13 protein-coding genes and 1 tRNA gene are annotated in these 16,361 nt (G+C 65.4%); all 14 read left to right on the forward strand.

The window, feature by feature from the left end; all coding sequences use genetic code 11:
- The first annotated feature begins 1 nt into the window (after position 1).
- The 14 genes from nuoF (at position 2) to infB (ending at position 16,359) form a co-directional block, all read left to right on the forward strand.
- Positions 2-1,279: an NADH-quinone oxidoreductase subunit NuoF gene (nuoF, locus tag BBH56_RS02370; RefSeq protein ID WP_110883096.1), complete on the forward strand. Its 1,278-nt coding sequence runs from the start codon at positions 2-4 to the stop codon at positions 1,277-1,279.
- Positions 1,276-3,690 (forward strand): NADH-quinone oxidoreductase subunit NuoG, encoded by a 2,415-nt coding sequence (gene nuoG, locus BBH56_RS02375; protein ID WP_148121797.1) that lies wholly within the window; start codon positions 1,276-1,278, stop codon positions 3,688-3,690. The genes nuoF and nuoG overlap by 4 nt, the downstream gene beginning before the upstream one ends.
- Positions 3,687-4,709: an NADH-quinone oxidoreductase subunit NuoH gene (gene nuoH / locus BBH56_RS02380; protein ID WP_144347680.1), complete on the forward strand. Its 1,023-nt coding sequence runs from the start codon at positions 3,687-3,689 to the stop codon at positions 4,707-4,709. The genes nuoG and nuoH overlap by 4 nt, the downstream gene beginning before the upstream one ends.
- Before the next feature lie 14 nt (positions 4,710-4,723).
- A complete protein-coding gene (nuoI, locus tag BBH56_RS02385; RefSeq protein ID WP_144347679.1) occupies positions 4,724-5,212 on the forward strand; it encodes an NADH-quinone oxidoreductase subunit NuoI in 489 nt (162 codons plus the stop codon).
- A 28-nt stretch (positions 5,213-5,240) separates the two neighbouring features.
- Complete coding sequence (locus tag BBH56_RS02390; protein ID WP_148122716.1) at positions 5,241-5,849, forward strand: NADH-quinone oxidoreductase subunit J; 609 nt, start codon at positions 5,241-5,243, stop codon at positions 5,847-5,849.
- Between the two features lie 17 nt (positions 5,850-5,866).
- Complete coding sequence (gene nuoK / locus BBH56_RS02395; RefSeq protein WP_144347678.1) at positions 5,867-6,172, forward strand: NADH-quinone oxidoreductase subunit NuoK; 306 nt, start codon at positions 5,867-5,869, stop codon at positions 6,170-6,172.
- Between the two features lie 3 nt (positions 6,173-6,175).
- Complete coding sequence (gene nuoL, locus BBH56_RS02400) at positions 6,176-8,152, forward strand: NADH-quinone oxidoreductase subunit L (protein ID WP_144347677.1); 1,977 nt, start codon at positions 6,176-6,178, stop codon at positions 8,150-8,152.
- Between the two features lie 2 nt (positions 8,153-8,154).
- Positions 8,155-9,666 carry an NADH-quinone oxidoreductase subunit M gene (locus tag BBH56_RS02405; protein WP_144347676.1) on the forward strand — a complete coding sequence of 504 codons (1,512 nt, stop codon included), beginning with the start codon at positions 8,155-8,157 and terminating at the stop codon, positions 9,664-9,666.
- Between the two features lie 21 nt (positions 9,667-9,687).
- A complete protein-coding gene (nuoN, locus tag BBH56_RS02410) occupies positions 9,688-11,127 on the forward strand; it encodes an NADH-quinone oxidoreductase subunit NuoN (protein WP_148121798.1) in 1,440 nt (479 codons plus the stop codon).
- Between the two features lie 7 nt (positions 11,128-11,134).
- Positions 11,135-11,470: a DUF2818 family protein gene (locus BBH56_RS02415; protein WP_144347675.1), complete on the forward strand. Its 336-nt coding sequence runs from the start codon at positions 11,135-11,137 to the stop codon at positions 11,468-11,470.
- Positions 11,471-11,508: 38 nt separating this feature from the next.
- Positions 11,509-11,585 (forward strand) — tRNA-Met (locus tag BBH56_RS02420).
- 125 nt (positions 11,586-11,710) lie between these two features.
- Positions 11,711-12,163: a ribosome maturation factor RimP gene (gene rimP / locus BBH56_RS02425; RefSeq protein ID WP_110883087.1), complete on the forward strand. Its 453-nt coding sequence runs from the start codon at positions 11,711-11,713 to the stop codon at positions 12,161-12,163.
- A 34-nt stretch (positions 12,164-12,197) separates the two neighbouring features.
- On the forward strand, positions 12,198-13,694 hold the full coding sequence (nusA, locus tag BBH56_RS02430; RefSeq protein WP_110883086.1) for a transcription termination factor NusA: 1,497 nt from the start codon (positions 12,198-12,200) through the stop codon (positions 13,692-13,694).
- A 31-nt stretch (positions 13,695-13,725) separates the two neighbouring features.
- Entirely contained in the window at positions 13,726-16,359 is a 2,634-nt protein-coding gene (infB, locus tag BBH56_RS02435; protein ID WP_110883085.1) for a translation initiation factor IF-2, read from the forward strand.
- The last annotated feature ends 2 nt before the right edge of the window (positions 16,360-16,361 follow it).

Genomic DNA, 16,361 nt, shown 5'->3' on the forward strand with positions numbered 1-16,361 from the left:
CATGACCAACGTCTGCTACACGACACTGCAATTCGACGAGCCGTGGACCCTCGAGAACTACCGGGCCATCGGCGGCTACGAAGCGCTGGAGCGGGTGCTCCGCGACGGCATCAGCCAAGAAGACATCATCGAGACGGTGAAGTCCGCCAACCTGCGCGGCCGTGGCGGTGCGGGGTTCCCGGCCGGCATCAAGTGGAGCTTCATGCCGCGCAACGCCCCCGGCACCAAATACCTTCTGGTCAACTCCGATGAGTCTGAGCCGGGGACCTGCAAGGATCGCGACATCCTGCGCTACAACCCGCACGCCCTGATCGAGGGCATGATCATAGCGGGCTATGCCATGGGCGTGGAAGTGGCCTACAACTACATGCGTGGCGAGTTCATCCGTGAGCCCAATGAGCGGATGGAGCAGGCCGTGCGGGAAGCCCGCGAGGCTGGCTATCTGGGCCGCGATATCCTCGGCTCGGGGGTCAATTTCGAGGTCTACAACTACGTCGGCGCCGGTGCCTACATCTGCGGCGAGGAGTCGGCGCTCATGGAGTCCATCGAGGGCAAGAAGGGCATGCCGCGCAATAAGCCGCCATTCCCGGCCCAGTCAGGTATCTATGGCCGTCCGACCACGATCAACAACACCGAGACCATCGCCTCGGTACCGTCGATCATGCGCAACGGTGCGGACTGGTTCCTCGAGCTGGGCAAGCCCAACAATGGCGGGATGAAGATCTTCTCGGTGTCGGGCCACGTCGAGAACCCCGGCAATTTCGAGGTGCCGCTGGGGACGCCATTCAGTGATCTGCTGGCCATGGCCGGCGGCGTCTGGAAGGGCCGGCGGTTGAAGGCCGTCATCCCCGGCGGGTCATCGATGCCGATGATCCCCGGTGATCAGATGATGGAGCTGACCATGGACTACGATGCCCTCATGGAGGCCGGCTCGGCACTGGGCTCGGGCGGTGTGGTGGTCATGGACGAGACCACCGACATGGTGCGGGCGCTGATGTGCATCAGCCGCTTCTACTACGCCGAATCCTGTGGTCAGTGCACGCCGTGCCGCGAGGGCACCGGCTGGATGTACCGGGTGATCAAGCGCATCTACGAAGGGCACGGTCGTCCGGAGGACCTGGAGCTCCTGGACTCGGCGGCCGGGCAGATCGCTGGCCACACCATCTGCGCCTTTGGCGAGGCGTCGGCCTGGCCGGTGCAGGGCGTGCTCAAGCACTGGCGTCACGAGTTTGAACACTACATCGAACACAAGCGTTCCATTGTCGAGGCGGCCGCATGAGCGCAGAAGTCAAGACCCAGAACCCCGAGACGGTCAACGTCACCATCGACGGCCAGTCCATCGAGGCGCTCAAGGGGGCCTCGCTGATCTCCGTCGCCGACGAGCATGGCATCGACATCCCGCGCTTTTGCTACCACAGCAAACTGTCGGCGCCGGCCAACTGCCGGATGTGCCTGGTGGATGTGGAGATGAACGGCCGCAAGGCGCCCAAGCCGCTGCCGGCCTGCATTACGGCCGTGGCGGACGGCATGGTCGTGCAGACCACCTCCGAGCGGGCGCTCAAGGCGCAGCGCGGCGTGATGGAGTTTCTGCTCATCAACCATCCTCTCGACTGCCCGATCTGTGATCAGGGCGGCGAGTGCGAGCTGCAGGATCTGGCGCTGGGCTATGGCCGCAGCGTTTCGCGCTTCTCCGAGCGTAAACGCGTGGTCAAGGATGAAAACCTGGGGCCGCTGGTCGCCACCGAGATGACCCGCTGCATCCACTGCACGCGCTGCGTGCGGTTTCTCGATGAAGTCGCCGGCACCTCTGAGCTGGGGGCGATGTACCGTGGTGAGCACACCGAGATCAGCACCCTGGTGGGCAGCGGTGTGCACTCGGAACTGTCCGGTAACATCATCGATCTGTGCCCGGTGGGAGCCCTGACATCGCGCCCGTATCGCTACACCGCCCGGGCCTGGGAAATGCTCAGTCACTCGAGCATCGCACCGCACGACTGCCAGGGTTCGAACATCGATCTCCACCAGGTCCGCGGCACGGTCAAACGCGTGGTCCCGCGCGACAACGAAGCGATCAACGAGTGCTGGATCAGCGACCGCGACCGGTTCTCGTATGAGGGCATCTACAGCGATGCCCGGCTTGCCACCCCGCAGATCCGCGAGAACGGCGAATGGCAGAGCGTCGACTGGCAGACCGCCATCGAGGCGGCGGCCAATCACCTGCGGGACAGCGTTGAGCGTCATGGCCCCGAGGCGCTCGGGGCGCTGGTATCGCCGTCGTCGACGCTCGAGGAGATGTATCTGCTGGGCCGGATCGTCCGGGCCATGGGCAGCCACAACATCGACGCGCGGCTGCGCCGCGGCGACTTCCGCGACGGGATCGAGACGGCCGGATTCGCCGGGCTCGAAACGCCCGTCGCCGACCTCGAGAATCTGGACGCGGCATTCGTCATCGGCGGCTATCCGCGCCATGAACAGCCGCTGATCAACCACCGCCTGCGTAAGGCCGCCCGCAATGGCGCCGAGGTCATGGTGCTCAACCCGCGGGCCTTCGACTGGAATCTGCCGCTCGGCGTGGAGCAGGTGGTCCCGGCGGACGCCATGCCCCGGGCATTGGCGGGTGTCGCACGGGCCGCGGCGGCGCTCCGCGGGGTGGATGAACCCGCCGGACTCGAGCAGTGGCTGGGCACGGCCGAGGCCGACGAACCCGCCCGACACATCGCGGCGGCGCTGGTCGGCGATGGCCGGCGCGCCCTGCTTCTGGGCGGTCTGGCTGACAGCCATCCGGCCGGCGCCGAGCTGCGCTACCTGGCGGCGGAAATCGCGCGCCTCACTGGTGCCGATTACGGCGAGCTGACGCCGGGCGCCAACACGGCGGGTGCCTGGCTGGCGGGGGCCGTGCCGGGTCGCACGGCCACCGGCGAAGCCACTGACGGCCTGGATGCCGCGGCGATGCTCGCGACGCCCCGTCAGGGCTATATCCTGATGAATGTCGAGCCTGAGCACGACTTCTTTGACGGTGAAACGGCCACTCGGGCGCTCGCCGGGGCCGAGGCCGTGGTGGCCCTGTCGGCCTATGACAGCCCCGCGCTGCGCGAGCACGCCGATGTGCTGCTGCCAATCGCGACGCTGGGCGAGACCGCTGGCACGCTGGTCAACGCCGAGGGCCGCTGGCAGACCTTCGCCGGCGTCGGCTATCCGCAGGGCGATGCCCGGCCGGCCTGGCGGCTCCTGCGGGTGTTGGGCAACGTGCTGGACCTTGAGGGCTTCAACTACCAGGCCCCGGATGAGATCCATCACGAGCTCCAGCGCCTGTCCGAAGGCACGGGGGTCGCCCGGCCGTCAGCACCCATCGCGGCGCAGACGCCGGCCCCGAGTGAGCTCACCCGCATCGGCTATCCGGCGATGTTCGGCGTGGATCCGCTGACCCGGCATGCCGCCTCGCTGCAGCAGACCGATCATGCGGCCCCGGCACGGGCAGTAATGAATCCGGTGGACGCCGGGCGTCTCGGTGTCTCCGAGGACGATGCCGTCCATGTCCGCCAGTCGGGTGCGGCCCGGCGGCTGCCGGTGGCGGTCAGCGACGCCGTGCCGGCGGGCAGTGTCTGGATTCCGGCGGGCGTCGAAGGCAGCGCCGGTCTGGGTGCGCTGATGGGAGCCATCGAGGTGGTGGCGGACGGAGCCGCGGCATGAACGCATTGATCGAGTTGAGCTGGATTACCGCCAAGATCGTGGCGCTGATCGTGCCGCTGTTCCTGGCGGTGGCGTACATGACCTATGCCGAGCGCAAGGTCATCAGCTCGATGCAGCTGCGGCGGGGCCCCAACCGGGTCGGTTGGCATGGCCTGCTGCAGCCGTTTGCCGATGCCCTCAAGCTGCTGATGAAAGAGGTGGTGCTGCCGCAAAACGCCAACCGCTTTCTGTTCGTGCTCGCACCCATGCTCTCGATCATGCCGGCGCTGGCGGCCTGGGCTGTTCTGCCGCTGGCCGACGGACTGGTCATCGCTAATGTGAATGCCGGTCTGCTCTACGTGCTGGCCATGACCTCCATGGGGGTCTACGGCATCATCCTGGCCGGCTGGGCCTCCAACTCCAAATACGCCCTGCTCGGTGCTCTTCGGGCCGGCGCACAGGTGGTGTCCTACGAGATCGCCATGGGCTTCGCGCTGGTCGGCGTGCTGATGGCGGCGGGCAGCCTCAACATGGGCGAGATCATCCAGGCGCAGCAGGGGCCATTCTGGAACTGGTTCTGGCTGCCCCTGCTGCCGCTGTTCGTCGTTTACTGGATTTCAGGGGTGGCGGAGACCAACCGTCTGCCCTTCGACGTGGCCGAGGGCGAGTCGGAGATCGTCGCCGGCTTCCACGTGGAGTACTCCGGGATGGCCTTCGCCATCTTTTTCCTGGCCGAATATGCGAACATGATCCTGATATCGGGACTTGCGGCCATTCTGTTCCTGGGCGGGTGGTATTCGCCGTTCGAGGGACTGCCGCTGCTGGGGCCGCTGTTCGGCTGGGTGCCGGGACTGGTCTGGTTCCTGCTCAAGGTGTGCCTGTTCCTGTTCCTGTACATCTGGTTCCGGGGTACGTTCCCGCGGTATCGCTACGACCAGATCATGCGGCTGGGCTGGAAAGTGCTCATTCCGGTCACCGTGGTCTGGCTGATTGTTGTTGCGGGCCTCAGCCTGGGAGAGGTCGGTCCGTGGTTTTCATAGGTAGGTAGGCAACCATGCAGTCAGTGAAGGAATTTTTCGGCACGTTCATGCTGACCGAACTGCTCAAGGGCATGCGGTTGACCGGTCGGCACCTGTTCGAGGCCAAGTACACGCTCGAATACCCCGAGGAGAAGGCGCCGCAGTCGCCGCGGTTCCGCGGTCTGCACGCGCTGCGCCGGTATCCCAATGGCGAGGAGCGCTGCATCGCCTGCAAGCTCTGCGAGGCGGTCTGCCCGGCGCTGGCGATCACCATTGATTCCGAGCAGCGCGAGGACGGCACCCGTCGGACCACGCGCTACGACATCGATCTTTTCAAGTGCATCTACTGCGGCTTCTGCGAAGAGTCCTGCCCGGTGGATTCCATCGTCGAGACGCGCATTCACGAGTACCATTTCGAGGAGCGCGGCGAGCAGATCATGACCAAGCAGGATCTCCTCGCGGTCGGCGACAAGTACGAAGGCCAGCTGTTCAAGGACCGCGCCGCCGACGCACCATATCGATAAGCCTCAGGGGGGGTAGGGGCACGACGTGATTGAGAAAGCGATATTCTATTTTTTCGCGGCGATCCTGCTGCTGGCGGCGACGCTGGTGGTGACCGCCCGCAACCCGGTGCACTCCGCGCTGTCCCTGGTGCTGGCGTTTTTCAGCAGCGCCGCGCTGTGGCTGCTCATCGAGGCGGAGTTTCTGGGTATCGCACTCGTGCTCGTGTACGTCGGGGCGGTCATGGTGCTGTTCCTGTTCGTGGTCATGATGCTCGACATCAACCTGTCGGTGATGCGCGAGGGGTTCGCGCGCTACCTGCCGCTGGGGGTCCTGGTGGGGCTGGTGATGGTCCTGCAGATGCTGCTGGTGATCGGCGCCGGCGTGATCGATCTGGAGCCCGCGCAGCAGGCGACGGCCGGCGGGGCGCTGGACGGCAATAACATCCGCCTGCTCGGCAGCGTGCTCTATACCGTCTACGTGTATCCGTTCGAGCTGGCGGCGATCGTGCTGCTGCTGGCGATCATCGCGGCCATCATGCTCACCCACCGGCGACGGGGTGATACCAAGCATCAGGACATTGCCGCGCAGGTCCGCACCCGGAAGGCCGATCGGCTGCGGATGGTGCGGATGCCAAGCGAACGCGATTCCGACTCATAACAACAACCGGGGCTTACATGTTAGCGCTCTCCGACTATCTGGTCCTCAGCGCACTGCTGTTTTCCATTGGCATGGCGGGCATCTTTCTCAACCGGAAGAACGCCATCGTCCTGCTCATGTCCATCGAGCTCATTCTGCTCGCTGTGAACTTCAACTTCATCGCCTTCTCGCATTTCCTCGGTGATATCCACGGCCAGGTGTTCGTGTTCTTCATCCTCACCGTCGCGGCGGCGGAGTCGGCCATCGGCCTGGCGATTCTCGTGGTGCTGTTCCGCAACCGGAGCACCATCAATGTCGCCGACCTGGATACCATGCGGGGTTAGGGAATGAAGTCGATCTATCTGCTTATCGTGCTGGCGCCGCTGTTCGGCGCCGCAGTGGCCGGGCTTGCCGGCAGGCGCATCGGCTGGAAGAACGCGCACCGCCTGACCGTGGGGGCGGTGGCGGTGTCGGCGCTGCTGTCGCTGGTGGTCCTCTATCAGCATGTCTGGGGCGGTGTCGGCGTTTTCAATGAATCGCTCTATCAATGGGCGCTGGTCGGCGGTCTCAACCTCGAGGTCGGGTTTCTGGTCGATCGCCTGACCGCGCTGATGATGGTGGTGGTGACCACGGTGTCGCTGGCGGTCCACGTCTACACCATCGGCTACATGTACGACGACGCCGGTTACGCGCGGTTTTTCAGCTTCATCAATCTGTTCACCTTCTCGATGCTCATGCTGGTGATGGCCAACAACTTCCTGCAGCTTTTCTTTGGCTGGGAAGCGGTCGGTCTGGTGTCCTACCTGCTCATCGGCTTCTGGTACCAGAAGGAAACGGCGATCTTCGCCAACCTCAAGGCGTTTCTCGTCAACCGGGTGGGTGACTTCGGGTTTCTGCTGGGGATTGCCGCGGTGCTGACCTACTACGGCAGCCTGGATTACGCTCAGGTCTTCACGGCCGCGGCCGCCGCGCCGGATCAGACCATGACGCTGTTCGGTACCGAGGCGCTGGTGGCCACCGTCGCGGCGATCCTGCTGTTCATCGGGGCCATGGGCAAATCCGCGCAGGTGCCGCTGCATGTCTGGCTGCCCGATTCCATGGAGGGCCCCACGCCCATCTCGGCCCTGATCCACGCCGCCACCATGGTGACCGCCGGCATCTTCCTGGTGGCGCGGCTCTCGCCGCTGTTCGAACTCTCGGACGTGGCGCTGTCGGTGGTGCTCATCCTGGGCGCGGTCACCGCCCTGTTCATGGGGCTGGTCGGGCTGGTGCAGACCGACATCAAACGGGTGATCGCCTACTCCACGCTCTCGCAGCTGGGCTATATGTTCGTCGGCCTGGGCGCGTCGGCCTACGCCGCCGGCGTGTTCCACGTCATGACCCACGCGTTTTTCAAGGCGCTGCTGTTCCTGGGGGCGGGCGCGGTCATCGTCGCCCTGCACCATGAGCAGGACATGCGCCGCATGGGCAACCTGCGCCGTTATCTGCCGGTCACCCACATCACCATGCTGCTGGGGACGCTGGCGCTGGTCGGGACGCCGTTCTTCTCGGGGTACTACTCCAAGGACGCCATTATCGAGGCGGTGCATCTCGCCGACCGCTTCGGGGCCGGCTTCGCCTACTGGGCGGTGCTACTGGGCGTGTTCATTACCGCGCTCTACAGCTTCCGCCTGTACTTTCTGGTGTTCTGGGGCGAGGAGCGGATTGATCCCCATGCCAAGGAGCACATCAAGCAGCTGCCCCGGTACGTGCTGCCGGTGATGGAATGGCCGCTGGTGGCGCTGGCGATCCCGTCGGTGGTGCTGGGGTACTTCACCATCGAGCCGCTGCTGTTCGGGGACTTCTTCGGCTCGGCGATCCAGGTGGCGCCCGCCAACGACGTGCTGGCCGAAAAGGCGAAGAGCTTCCATGGGCCATTCGCCTTCGGCCTGCATGCGGCCGTCAATCCGGCGTTCTGGCTGGCCGTTGCCGGCGCGGTACTGGCGTGGTTCCTGTATCTCAAGCGGCCCGATCTGCTGCCTGCCATCAACGCGCGGCTGTCCCTGGCGGTGCGGGTGCTCAAGCGCAAATACGGCTTCGATGACGTCTACAACACCGTATTCGCCGGCGGCGGGCGCCTGCTCGGCCGGGCCCTGTGGCGCGGTGGCGATCAGGGGCTGATTGACGGTGTCATCGTCAATGGCACCGCGCGCACCGTCGGGCGGCTTGCCACGGCGCTGCGGGGCGGGCAGACGGGTTTTCTCTATCACTATGCCTTCGTGATGATTGTCGGCCTGCTGGTTCTGCTGACGGTGTTCGTGGGTAGCTGGCGGGGGTGGTTCTGAACATGTTGGGAGGTTGGCCTTTGCTGAGCCTGTTGATCTGGCTGCCGATCCTGGGCGGCGCGGTCGTCCTGTGGACGGGGCGCGATAACGCGGATCGGGCCCGTTGGTCGGCGCTGGCGGTCGCCGGGCTCACCCTCATCCTGGGGCTGGTGCTGTGGTTTGGCTTCGAGACCGGCGTCGCCGGCATGCAGTTTGTTGAACGGGCGCCGTGGATCGAGTCCTTCGGCATCGAGTATTACCTGGGCGTCGACGGCATCTCGATGCCGCTGGTGGTGCTGACCGCCTTCTCGACGCTTCTGGTGGTGATAGCGGCCTGGGAGGTGGTGCGCTACAAACCCGCCCAGTACCTGGCCGCCTTTCTGATCATGGAAGGCATCATGATCGGCGTGTTCAGTGCCCTCGATGCGCTGCTGTTCTACGTCTTTTTCGAGGCCATGCTCATTCCGATGTTCCTGATCATCGGCATCTGGGGTGGGCCGAACCGCATCTACGCGACCCTCAAGTTCTTTCTCTACACCTTCCTCGGATCGGTGATGATGCTGGTCGCGCTGATCTACCTGCGCGGCCAGGCGGGCAGCTTTGCCATCGAGGATTTCTATGGGTTGGGGCTGCCGTTCGCAGCCCAGGTGCTGATCTTTCTGGCGTTCCTGGCCGCCTTCGCGGTCAAGGTGCCGATGTTCCCGGTTCACACCTGGCTGCCCGACGCGCACGTCGAGGCCCCCACCGGCGGCTCGGTGATCCTCGCGGCGATCACGCTCAAGATCGGTGGTTACGGCTTCCTCCGCTTCAGTCTGCCGATCGCGCCCGAGGCCAGCATGGCGCTGGACTGGCTGCTGATCGGGCTGTCGCTGATCGCGGTGGTCTACATCGGCCTGGTGGCGATGGTGCAGGAGGATCTGAAAAAACTCATCGCCTACTCATCCATCGCCCACATGGGCTTCGTCACTCTGGCGTTCTTCCTGATCTTCCGCATCGTGGCCGGCGAGGGCACCCGCGATGGCGCGCTGCTGGCGCTTGAGGGCGGGCTGGTGCAGATGATTTCGCACGGCTTCGTGTCGGCGGCGATGTTCCTGTGTGTCGGTGTGCTCTATGACCGCATGCACACCCGGCGTATCGCCGACTATGGCGGGGTGGCCAACCGCATGCCGGTGTTTGCCGGGTTGTTCGTGTTCTTTGCGATGGCCAATGCCGGGCTGCCGGGCACCTCGGGGTTCGTCGGTGAATTCATGGTGATCCTCGCAAGCTTCCAGGCGGGTTTCTGGTATGCGGCCATCGCCGGGCTGACCCTCATTCTGGGCGCCGCCTACAGCCTGTGGATGATCAAGCGCGTGGTCTATGGCCAGGTCAGGAACACGCAGGTGGATGAGCTGCGCGACATCAATGCGCGTGAGCGCCTGCTGCTCGGCAGCCTGGTGGGTGTGGTGCTGTTCTTCGGCGTGTATCCGGCCCCCCTGATCAATGTCATGGCGCCTTCGCTGGAAGCGCTTCTGGGCATCGTGATGCCCGCTCTCTAGTATGCAGGCCAGAGGACGATAATGAATTTCGAAATGCCGCAATTCGCGATGGCCGCCCCGGAGATCTGGCTGGGGGTGATGGTCTGTGTCGTGCTGATCGCCGATCTGTTCGACCGCAGCCAGCAGAGCCGGCTTGCGTTCTTTCTGACCCAGCTGACGCTGCTGGGGGCCATCGGTCTCGCGCTCTACACCCACTGGGGTATGGAGCGGGCGATCACCTTCAATGGCATGTACGTCAGTGACAGCCTCGCCGCGGTGCTCAAGGTGACGGTGGCCGGTCTGTCCATGGTCACTCTTGGCTACAGTCGTGATTACCTGCGCCAGCGCGATCTGCTCAAGGGCGAGTTCTACCTGCTGGCGCTGATCGCCAATCTGGGCATGTTCGTCATGGCATCGGCCAGCAGCCTGCTGGTCCTGTATGTCGGGCTCGAGATGCTCTCGCTCAGTCTCTATGCCATGGTCGCCTTCGACCGTGACAGCCGCATCGGTGCCGAGGCGGCGATGAAATACTTCGTCCTGGGTGCGCTGTCGTCGGGGATGATGCTCTATGGCATGTCGATGATCTACGGCGCTTCCGGCAGTCTGCTGATCGACACCATCGCCAGTCACGCGGCGGCCGGCGATAATCTGCTGCTCATGGCCTTCGGCATGACCTTCGCGCTGGTGGGGGTCGCCTTCAAGTTTGGTGCCGCGCCTTTTCACATGTGGCTGCCGGACGTCTATCAGGGCGCGCCGACCTCGGCCACGGCATTCCTGGGCACCGCGCCCAAGATCGCGGCGCTGGCGCTGTTCCTCCGTCTGCTGGTGGACGGGCTGGGCGATCTGCATGATCAGTGGCAGGCAATGGCGGTGCTGCTGGCGGTCGGGTCGCTGGCGGTCGGCAACCTGTTCGCGCTGGTGCAGACCAACTTCAAGCGCATGCTGGCCTACTCCACGATCTCGCATATCGGCTTTCTGTTCCTCGGCCTGATCGCCGGGACGCCCGAGGGCTATTCGGCGGCGCTGTTCTATGCGATCAGCTACGGGATCATGGCCAGTGGCGCTTTCGGGATGATCATCCTGCTCTCGCGGCGCGGGTTCGAGGCGGAGATGATTGACGACATGCGGGGGCTCAACGACCGCCATAGCGGCTTCGCGCTGGTCATGCTGCTGCTCATGTTCTCAATGACCGGCATCCCCGGCACGGTGGGATTCTATGCCAAGTGGCTGGTGCTGCAGTCGCTCATCGACACCGGCATGATATGGCTGGCGGTGGTAGCGGTCGTGTTCGCCGTCATCGGGGCGTTCTATTACCTGCGGGTGCTCAAGGCGGTGTACTTTGATCGGCTCGAGTCGCCAGTGCCGATCGAAGCGCCCGCCGGCCAGCGGGCCATCGTCGCGCTGAACGGCGGCGCCATCCTGCTGCTTGGGCTGTTCCCGGACCGGCTGATTGAAATCTGCCGGATCGCGTTGGGGCTCTGACCCGACGATGGCGACGCAGACAGCGATCATCGCGTTGTTGGTGGTGGCCATTATCGCCGCCAACCTGCCCTGGATGAGCGAGCGGGTGGCGTTCGTCGGGACGCCGCCCGCACGCGGTAAGTCGGAATGGATCCGGCTGGTGGAATGGCTGCTGCTGTTCTGTCTGGTCGGACTCATCGCCGCGGGGCTTGAATACCGCACCCAGGGACAGCTGCAGGCGCAGGGCTGGGAGTTCTGGGTCATGAACCTGTCGCTGTTCGCGGTCTTCGCGCTGCCGGGATTCATCTACCATCACGATCTTCGCCGCCGGCTTCAGCGTCGCGGGCGGCGTCGCGAGTCTTGAAAAATGCGATCGGAGCGTCTAACATTCTCAGAGTCGGTTGCGGGGTGGAGCAGTCCGGTAGCTCGTCGGGCTCATAACCCGAAGGTCGCAGGTTCAAATCCTGCCCCCGCTACCAATTAGGCATCTTCGAGAAGGCCGCTTGCGGCCTTTTTTTTTGCCGGTGTTGCAGTGGCGACAGCCGGCGTTGAAATGGGCCTCGGGCCCATTTTTTGTTCCGGCAGGGACCGGATACGAACAGACATGAAAGCGCCCGAACACGTTACTGAACTGCTTGAGCCGGTCATCGAAGGACTGGGCTACGAATGTGTCGGCCTGGAGTTTCAGCCCGGCCGGCGCGATGCCTGTCTGCGCGTATTCATCGACGCTCCGGCGGGCATCACCGTCGATGACTGCGCCCGGGTCAGCCATCAGGTCAGTGGGGTGCTCGACGTGGAAGACCCCATTGCCGGGGACTATCACCTCGAGGTCTCTTCTCCCGGGCTCGATCGCCCGGTCTTCAAGTCCTCCGATTACCAGCGGTTCGCCGGCGAGACAGTGCGTCTGCGGCTTCGCGAGCGGATCGACGGGCAGCGCCGGATCAGCGGTCGACTTGAGGGGCTGACCGACGGGGGCGTGGCGGTGGCGTCCGAGGACGGCCGCCGGGTCGTGCCGCTGGAGGCCATCGACAATGCACATATTGAGCTGGAGCCGTAAGCCGCGGCGTAATCCAATCGGAGAACGGTAGACGATGAGCAAGGAAATTCTGCTGGTGGTCGACGCGATCGCAAACGAGAAGGGTGTCGAGCAGGAAGTGATCTTCCAGGCCATCGAGGCCGCCCTTGCCTCGGCAACGCAGAAGCGCCATGAGGGCGAGATCGGTGCCCGGGTCTCGGTCAATCGGCGCACGGGCGATTACGAGACATTCCGTGTCTGGGAGGTGGTCGAGGATGACGCCGAGCAGGAGTATCCCGATCAGCAGCTGACGCTCAGCGAGGCCCGTGCCATCGACCCCGAGGTCGAGGTGGGCGGCACCATCGAGGAGCCGCTGGAGTCCGTGGAGTTCGGCCGTATCGCCGCGCAGACCGCCAAGCAGGTGATCGTCCAGCGGGTCCGCGACGCGGAACGCGCGAAGGTGGTGGAGGCCTACCGCGACCGCACGGGTGAGCTGATCTCGGGCGTGGTCAAGCGCGTCGAGCGGGGCAACGTGTTTCTGGATCTGGGCAGTAATGCCGAGGCGTTCATCCCCCGCGAGGAGATGATCCCGCGGGAGGCGGTGCGCCCCGGCGACCGACTGCGGGCCTGGCTTCGCGAGGTGCGTGAAGAGGCCCGTGGGCCGCAGCTGTTCGCCAGCCGCTCGGCACCGGAGTTTCTCGTCGAACTGTTCAAGCTCGAGGTACCCGAGGTGGGCCAGGAGCTGCTCGACATATTGGGCGCCGCCCGCGACCCGGGCCTGCGCGCCAAGATCTCGGTGAATGCGCTGGACAGCCGCATCGACCCGGTGGGGGCGTGTGTGGGGATGCGTGGCTCGCGCGTGCAGGCCGTGTCCAACGAACTCTCCGGTGAGCGCATCGACATCATCCTGTGGAACGAGAATCCCGCCCAGTTCGTCATCAACGCGATGGCACCGGCCGAGGTGGAGTCCATCGTCGTCGATGAGGATCGCCATAGCATGGATATCGCCGTGGGCGAGGATCAGCTCTCCCAGGCCATCGGTCGTGGTGGGCAGAACGTCCGCCTCGCCAGTGAGCTGACCGGTTGGGAGCTCAACGTCATGACCGCTTCCGAGGCGGAGGCCAAGAGCGAGTCCGAGGCGGCGGAGCTGGTCGATCGATTCGCCCAGTCGCTGGATGTGGACGAGGATCTGGCCGGGCTGCTGGTCGAGGAGGGCTTCTCGAGTCTCGAGGAAATCGCCTATGTACCGGTGGTCGAGCTGCTCGAGATCGAGGGCTTCGACGAAGACCTCGTCAACGCACTGCGGCAGCGCGCCCGCGACGTGCTGGCCGAGCGTGAAGCCGAGGCCGCAGCGGCGGAGGCGCCGGCTGAGGACCTGCTCGGGCTTGAGGGTATGGACACGGCCGTCGCCGAGCAGCTCGCCGCGCGGGGAATCCAGACCATGGAGGACCTGGCCGAGCAGTCGGTGGATGATGTAAGTGATATTGAAGGTCTTGATGCGGAGCGCGCAGGAGCGCTGATCATGAAGGCCCGAGAGCCCTGGTTCGCCGACGCCGGCGAGGGTCAGGACTAATCTCGGTAAAGCCGGGACGGAGGTATTGAATATGGCGCAGAGCACAGTCCGGGATTTTGCAGACAGGACGGGCGTGCCGCTGGATCGGGTGCTGATCCAGCTCCGCGAGGCGGGGCTGGCCAGCGATGATCCCGACGCGACGCTCTCCGATGCGGACAAGTCCGCGTTGCTCGAGCATATCCGCAAGACCCACGGTCGGCGCGATGACAGCGAAGACGGTGGACCGTCGCAGATCACCCTCAAGCGGCGCAGTCACAGTCAACTCAAGATGCCCTCGGGCGGCGGTGAGCGGCGCAGTCCGCGGGGCAGCCGCGGCGCCGGCGCCGGGCGGACCGTGAACGTGGAGGTGCGCAAGAAGCGGACCTACGTCAAGCGCAGCGTGGTCGAGGCCGAGGCCGCCGAGCAGGATGTCCAGGTGCTCGAGCGTGTCCTCCAGCAGGACGTGACGGCCGCCGAGGAAGCGCGTCAGGCCGAGGCCCAGCGCCAGGCCGACGCGGCGGCCCAGGCCGAGGCCGATCGGCAGGCCCGCGAGGCGGCGGAAGCCGCCGAGGCCGAGGCGCGCGCCGCCGAGGGTGGCACCGCGGCCGACGCCGAGTCTGCGACCGCCGGCAGCGAAACCGCCGCTGAGCCGGCCCAGTCGCCGGCCGATCTCGAGGCGCAGACGCAGAAGACCGAGTCGGAAGCGGCGCGCAACAAGGAAATCGAGGACGACAAGGAGCGCAAGCGCCTCGAGGCCGAGGCCAAGCGTGAGCGGGAGGCCGAGGAGCGGGCCGCCCGCAAGGCGTCGCGCGGCAAGGGCAAGGCGCGCAAGAAGGCCGAGTCCGGTGGCCGGCGGGCGCGCAAGGGCGGCGCCGCTGGTGCAGCGAGCTCGGCACTCCAGCAGGGGTTTGAAAAGCCCACCGCGCCGGTGGTGCGTGATGTCCAGGTGCCCGAGAACATTACCGTGGGCGATCTCGCCCAGCGCATGAGCGTCAAGGCGGCGGACCTGATCAAGGAAATGATGAAGCAGGGTGTGATGGCCACCATCAACCAGGCGATCGATCAGGACACGGCCGTCCTGCTGGTCGAAGAGCTGGGGCATCGCCCGCACATCGTGCGCGAGGACGACCTCGAGGACGAGGTGCTCAGTCAGACCACCGAGCCCGAGGGCACCGAGGAACCGCGTTCGGCGGTGGTGACCATCATGGGCCATGTCGACCACGGCAAGACGACCCTGCTCGACTACATCCGGCGTGCCAAAGTGGCATCCGGCGAGGCGGGCGGCATCACCCAGCACATCGGTGCCTATCGGGTGCACTCCGAGCGGGGCGATCTGACCTTCCTCGATACGCCCGGTCACGAGGCGTTCACCGCCATGCGGGCCCGCGGGGCGCAGGTCACCGACGTGGTCATCCTGGTGGTGGCGGCCGATGACGGCGTCATGCCGCAGACCGAAGAGGCGGTGAAGCATGCCCGTGCGGCCGGTGTACCGCTGGTGGTGGCGGTCAACAAGATCGACCGCGAGGAGGCCGATCCCGATCGCGTCAAAAACGAGCTGGTGGCCCGGGAAGTCGTCCCCGAGGAATGGGGCGGCGATACGCAGTTCATTCCCTGCTCGGCGATCAACGGCCAGGGCGTCGAGGAACTGCTCGAGGCGGTGGCGCTGCAGGCGGAGCTCCTCGAGCTCAAGGCCGTCCGCGACTGCCCGGCCTCGGGCGTGGTGGTGGAATCCAGCCTCGATCGTGGCCGCGGTCCGGTGGCGACCATCCTGGTGCAGAACGGCATCCTCGAGCAGGGCGATACGATCATCTCGGGCACCGAGTTCGGTCGTGTCCGCGCCATGCTCGACGAGCGGGGCGAGCGCGTGAAATCGGCGGGGCCATCGACACCGGTGGTCATCCTGGGGCTTTCGGGGCTGCCCGAAGCCGGTGACGAGGTCCTCGCCGTCGAGGACGAGCGCAAGGCCCGCGAGCTGGTGGACCGGCGCCGCGAGAAGAGCCGCGACAAGCGCCTGCAGGCGCAGAAGGCGGCCAAGATGGACGAGCTGTTCAACTCGATGCAGGACGAGGCGGTGAAGACCGTCAATCTGGTCATCAAGGGCGACGTGCAGGGCTCGGTCGAGGCGCTGACCCAGTCGCTGGCCAACCTGTCCACCGACGAGGTGCGCATCGTGCCCGTGGCCACCGGCGTCGGCGCGATCAACGAGTCCGACGTCAACCTGGCGATCGCCTCCGAGGCCCTGCTGATCGGCTTCAACGTCCGTGCCGATGCCAAGGCCCGGCGCCTGGCGCAGGAAAACGACGTCAAGCCGCATTACTACAGCATCATCTACGACGCCATCGATCAGCTGCGCAATGCCATCAGCGGCATGCTTGAGCCGGAGACCCGCGAGAACATCATCGGCACCGCCGAGGTGCGCGAGGTGTTCCGCTCGTCACAGCTCGGCCAGATCGCCGGCTGCCTGGTGGTGGACGGCGTCGTGCGGCGTCGCAACCCGATCCGGGTGCTGCGCGAGAGCGTGGTGGTGTTCGAAGGCGAGCTCGAATCGTTGCGCCGCTTCAAGGACGACGTCCGCGAAGTGCAGTCGGGCACCGAGTGCGGCATCGGCGTGAAGCACTACAACGACGTGCGCGCCGGTGACCAGATCGAGTGCTACGAGCGCATCACCGTCGAGCGGACCCTCTAGGG

The organism is Spiribacter roseus (genome assembly GCF_002813635.1).
GTDB classification, from domain to species: domain Bacteria; phylum Pseudomonadota; class Gammaproteobacteria; order Nitrococcales; family Nitrococcaceae; genus Spiribacter; species Spiribacter roseus.

What these genes read in the sequence shown, in the direction of transcription:
- nuoF (WP_110883096.1), top strand. Translation starts at nt 2, where the DNA reads ATGACCAACGTCTGCTACACGACACTGCAATTCGACGAGCCGTGGACC.
- BBH56_RS02415 (WP_144347675.1), top strand. Translation starts at nt 11,135, where the DNA reads ATGGCGACGCAGACAGCGATCATCGCGTTGTTGGTGGTGGCCATTATC.
- nuoL (WP_144347677.1), top strand. Translation starts at nt 6,176, where the DNA reads ATGAAGTCGATCTATCTGCTTATCGTGCTGGCGCCGCTGTTCGGCGCC.
- nuoN (WP_148121798.1), top strand. Translation starts at nt 9,688, where the DNA reads ATGAATTTCGAAATGCCGCAATTCGCGATGGCCGCCCCGGAGATCTGG.
- BBH56_RS02405 (WP_144347676.1), top strand. Translation starts at nt 8,155, where the DNA reads ATGTTGGGAGGTTGGCCTTTGCTGAGCCTGTTGATCTGGCTGCCGATC.
- nuoH (WP_144347680.1), top strand. Translation starts at nt 3,687, where the DNA reads ATGAACGCATTGATCGAGTTGAGCTGGATTACCGCCAAGATCGTGGCG.
- nuoI (WP_144347679.1), top strand. Translation starts at nt 4,724, where the DNA reads ATGCAGTCAGTGAAGGAATTTTTCGGCACGTTCATGCTGACCGAACTG.
- nusA (WP_110883086.1), top strand. Translation starts at nt 12,198, where the DNA reads ATGAGCAAGGAAATTCTGCTGGTGGTCGACGCGATCGCAAACGAGAAG.
- rimP (WP_110883087.1), top strand. Translation starts at nt 11,711, where the DNA reads ATGAAAGCGCCCGAACACGTTACTGAACTGCTTGAGCCGGTCATCGAA.
- nuoG (WP_148121797.1), top strand. Translation starts at nt 1,276, where the DNA reads ATGAGCGCAGAAGTCAAGACCCAGAACCCCGAGACGGTCAACGTCACC.
- infB (WP_110883085.1), top strand. Translation starts at nt 13,726, where the DNA reads ATGGCGCAGAGCACAGTCCGGGATTTTGCAGACAGGACGGGCGTGCCG.
- nuoK (WP_144347678.1), top strand. Translation starts at nt 5,867, where the DNA reads ATGTTAGCGCTCTCCGACTATCTGGTCCTCAGCGCACTGCTGTTTTCC.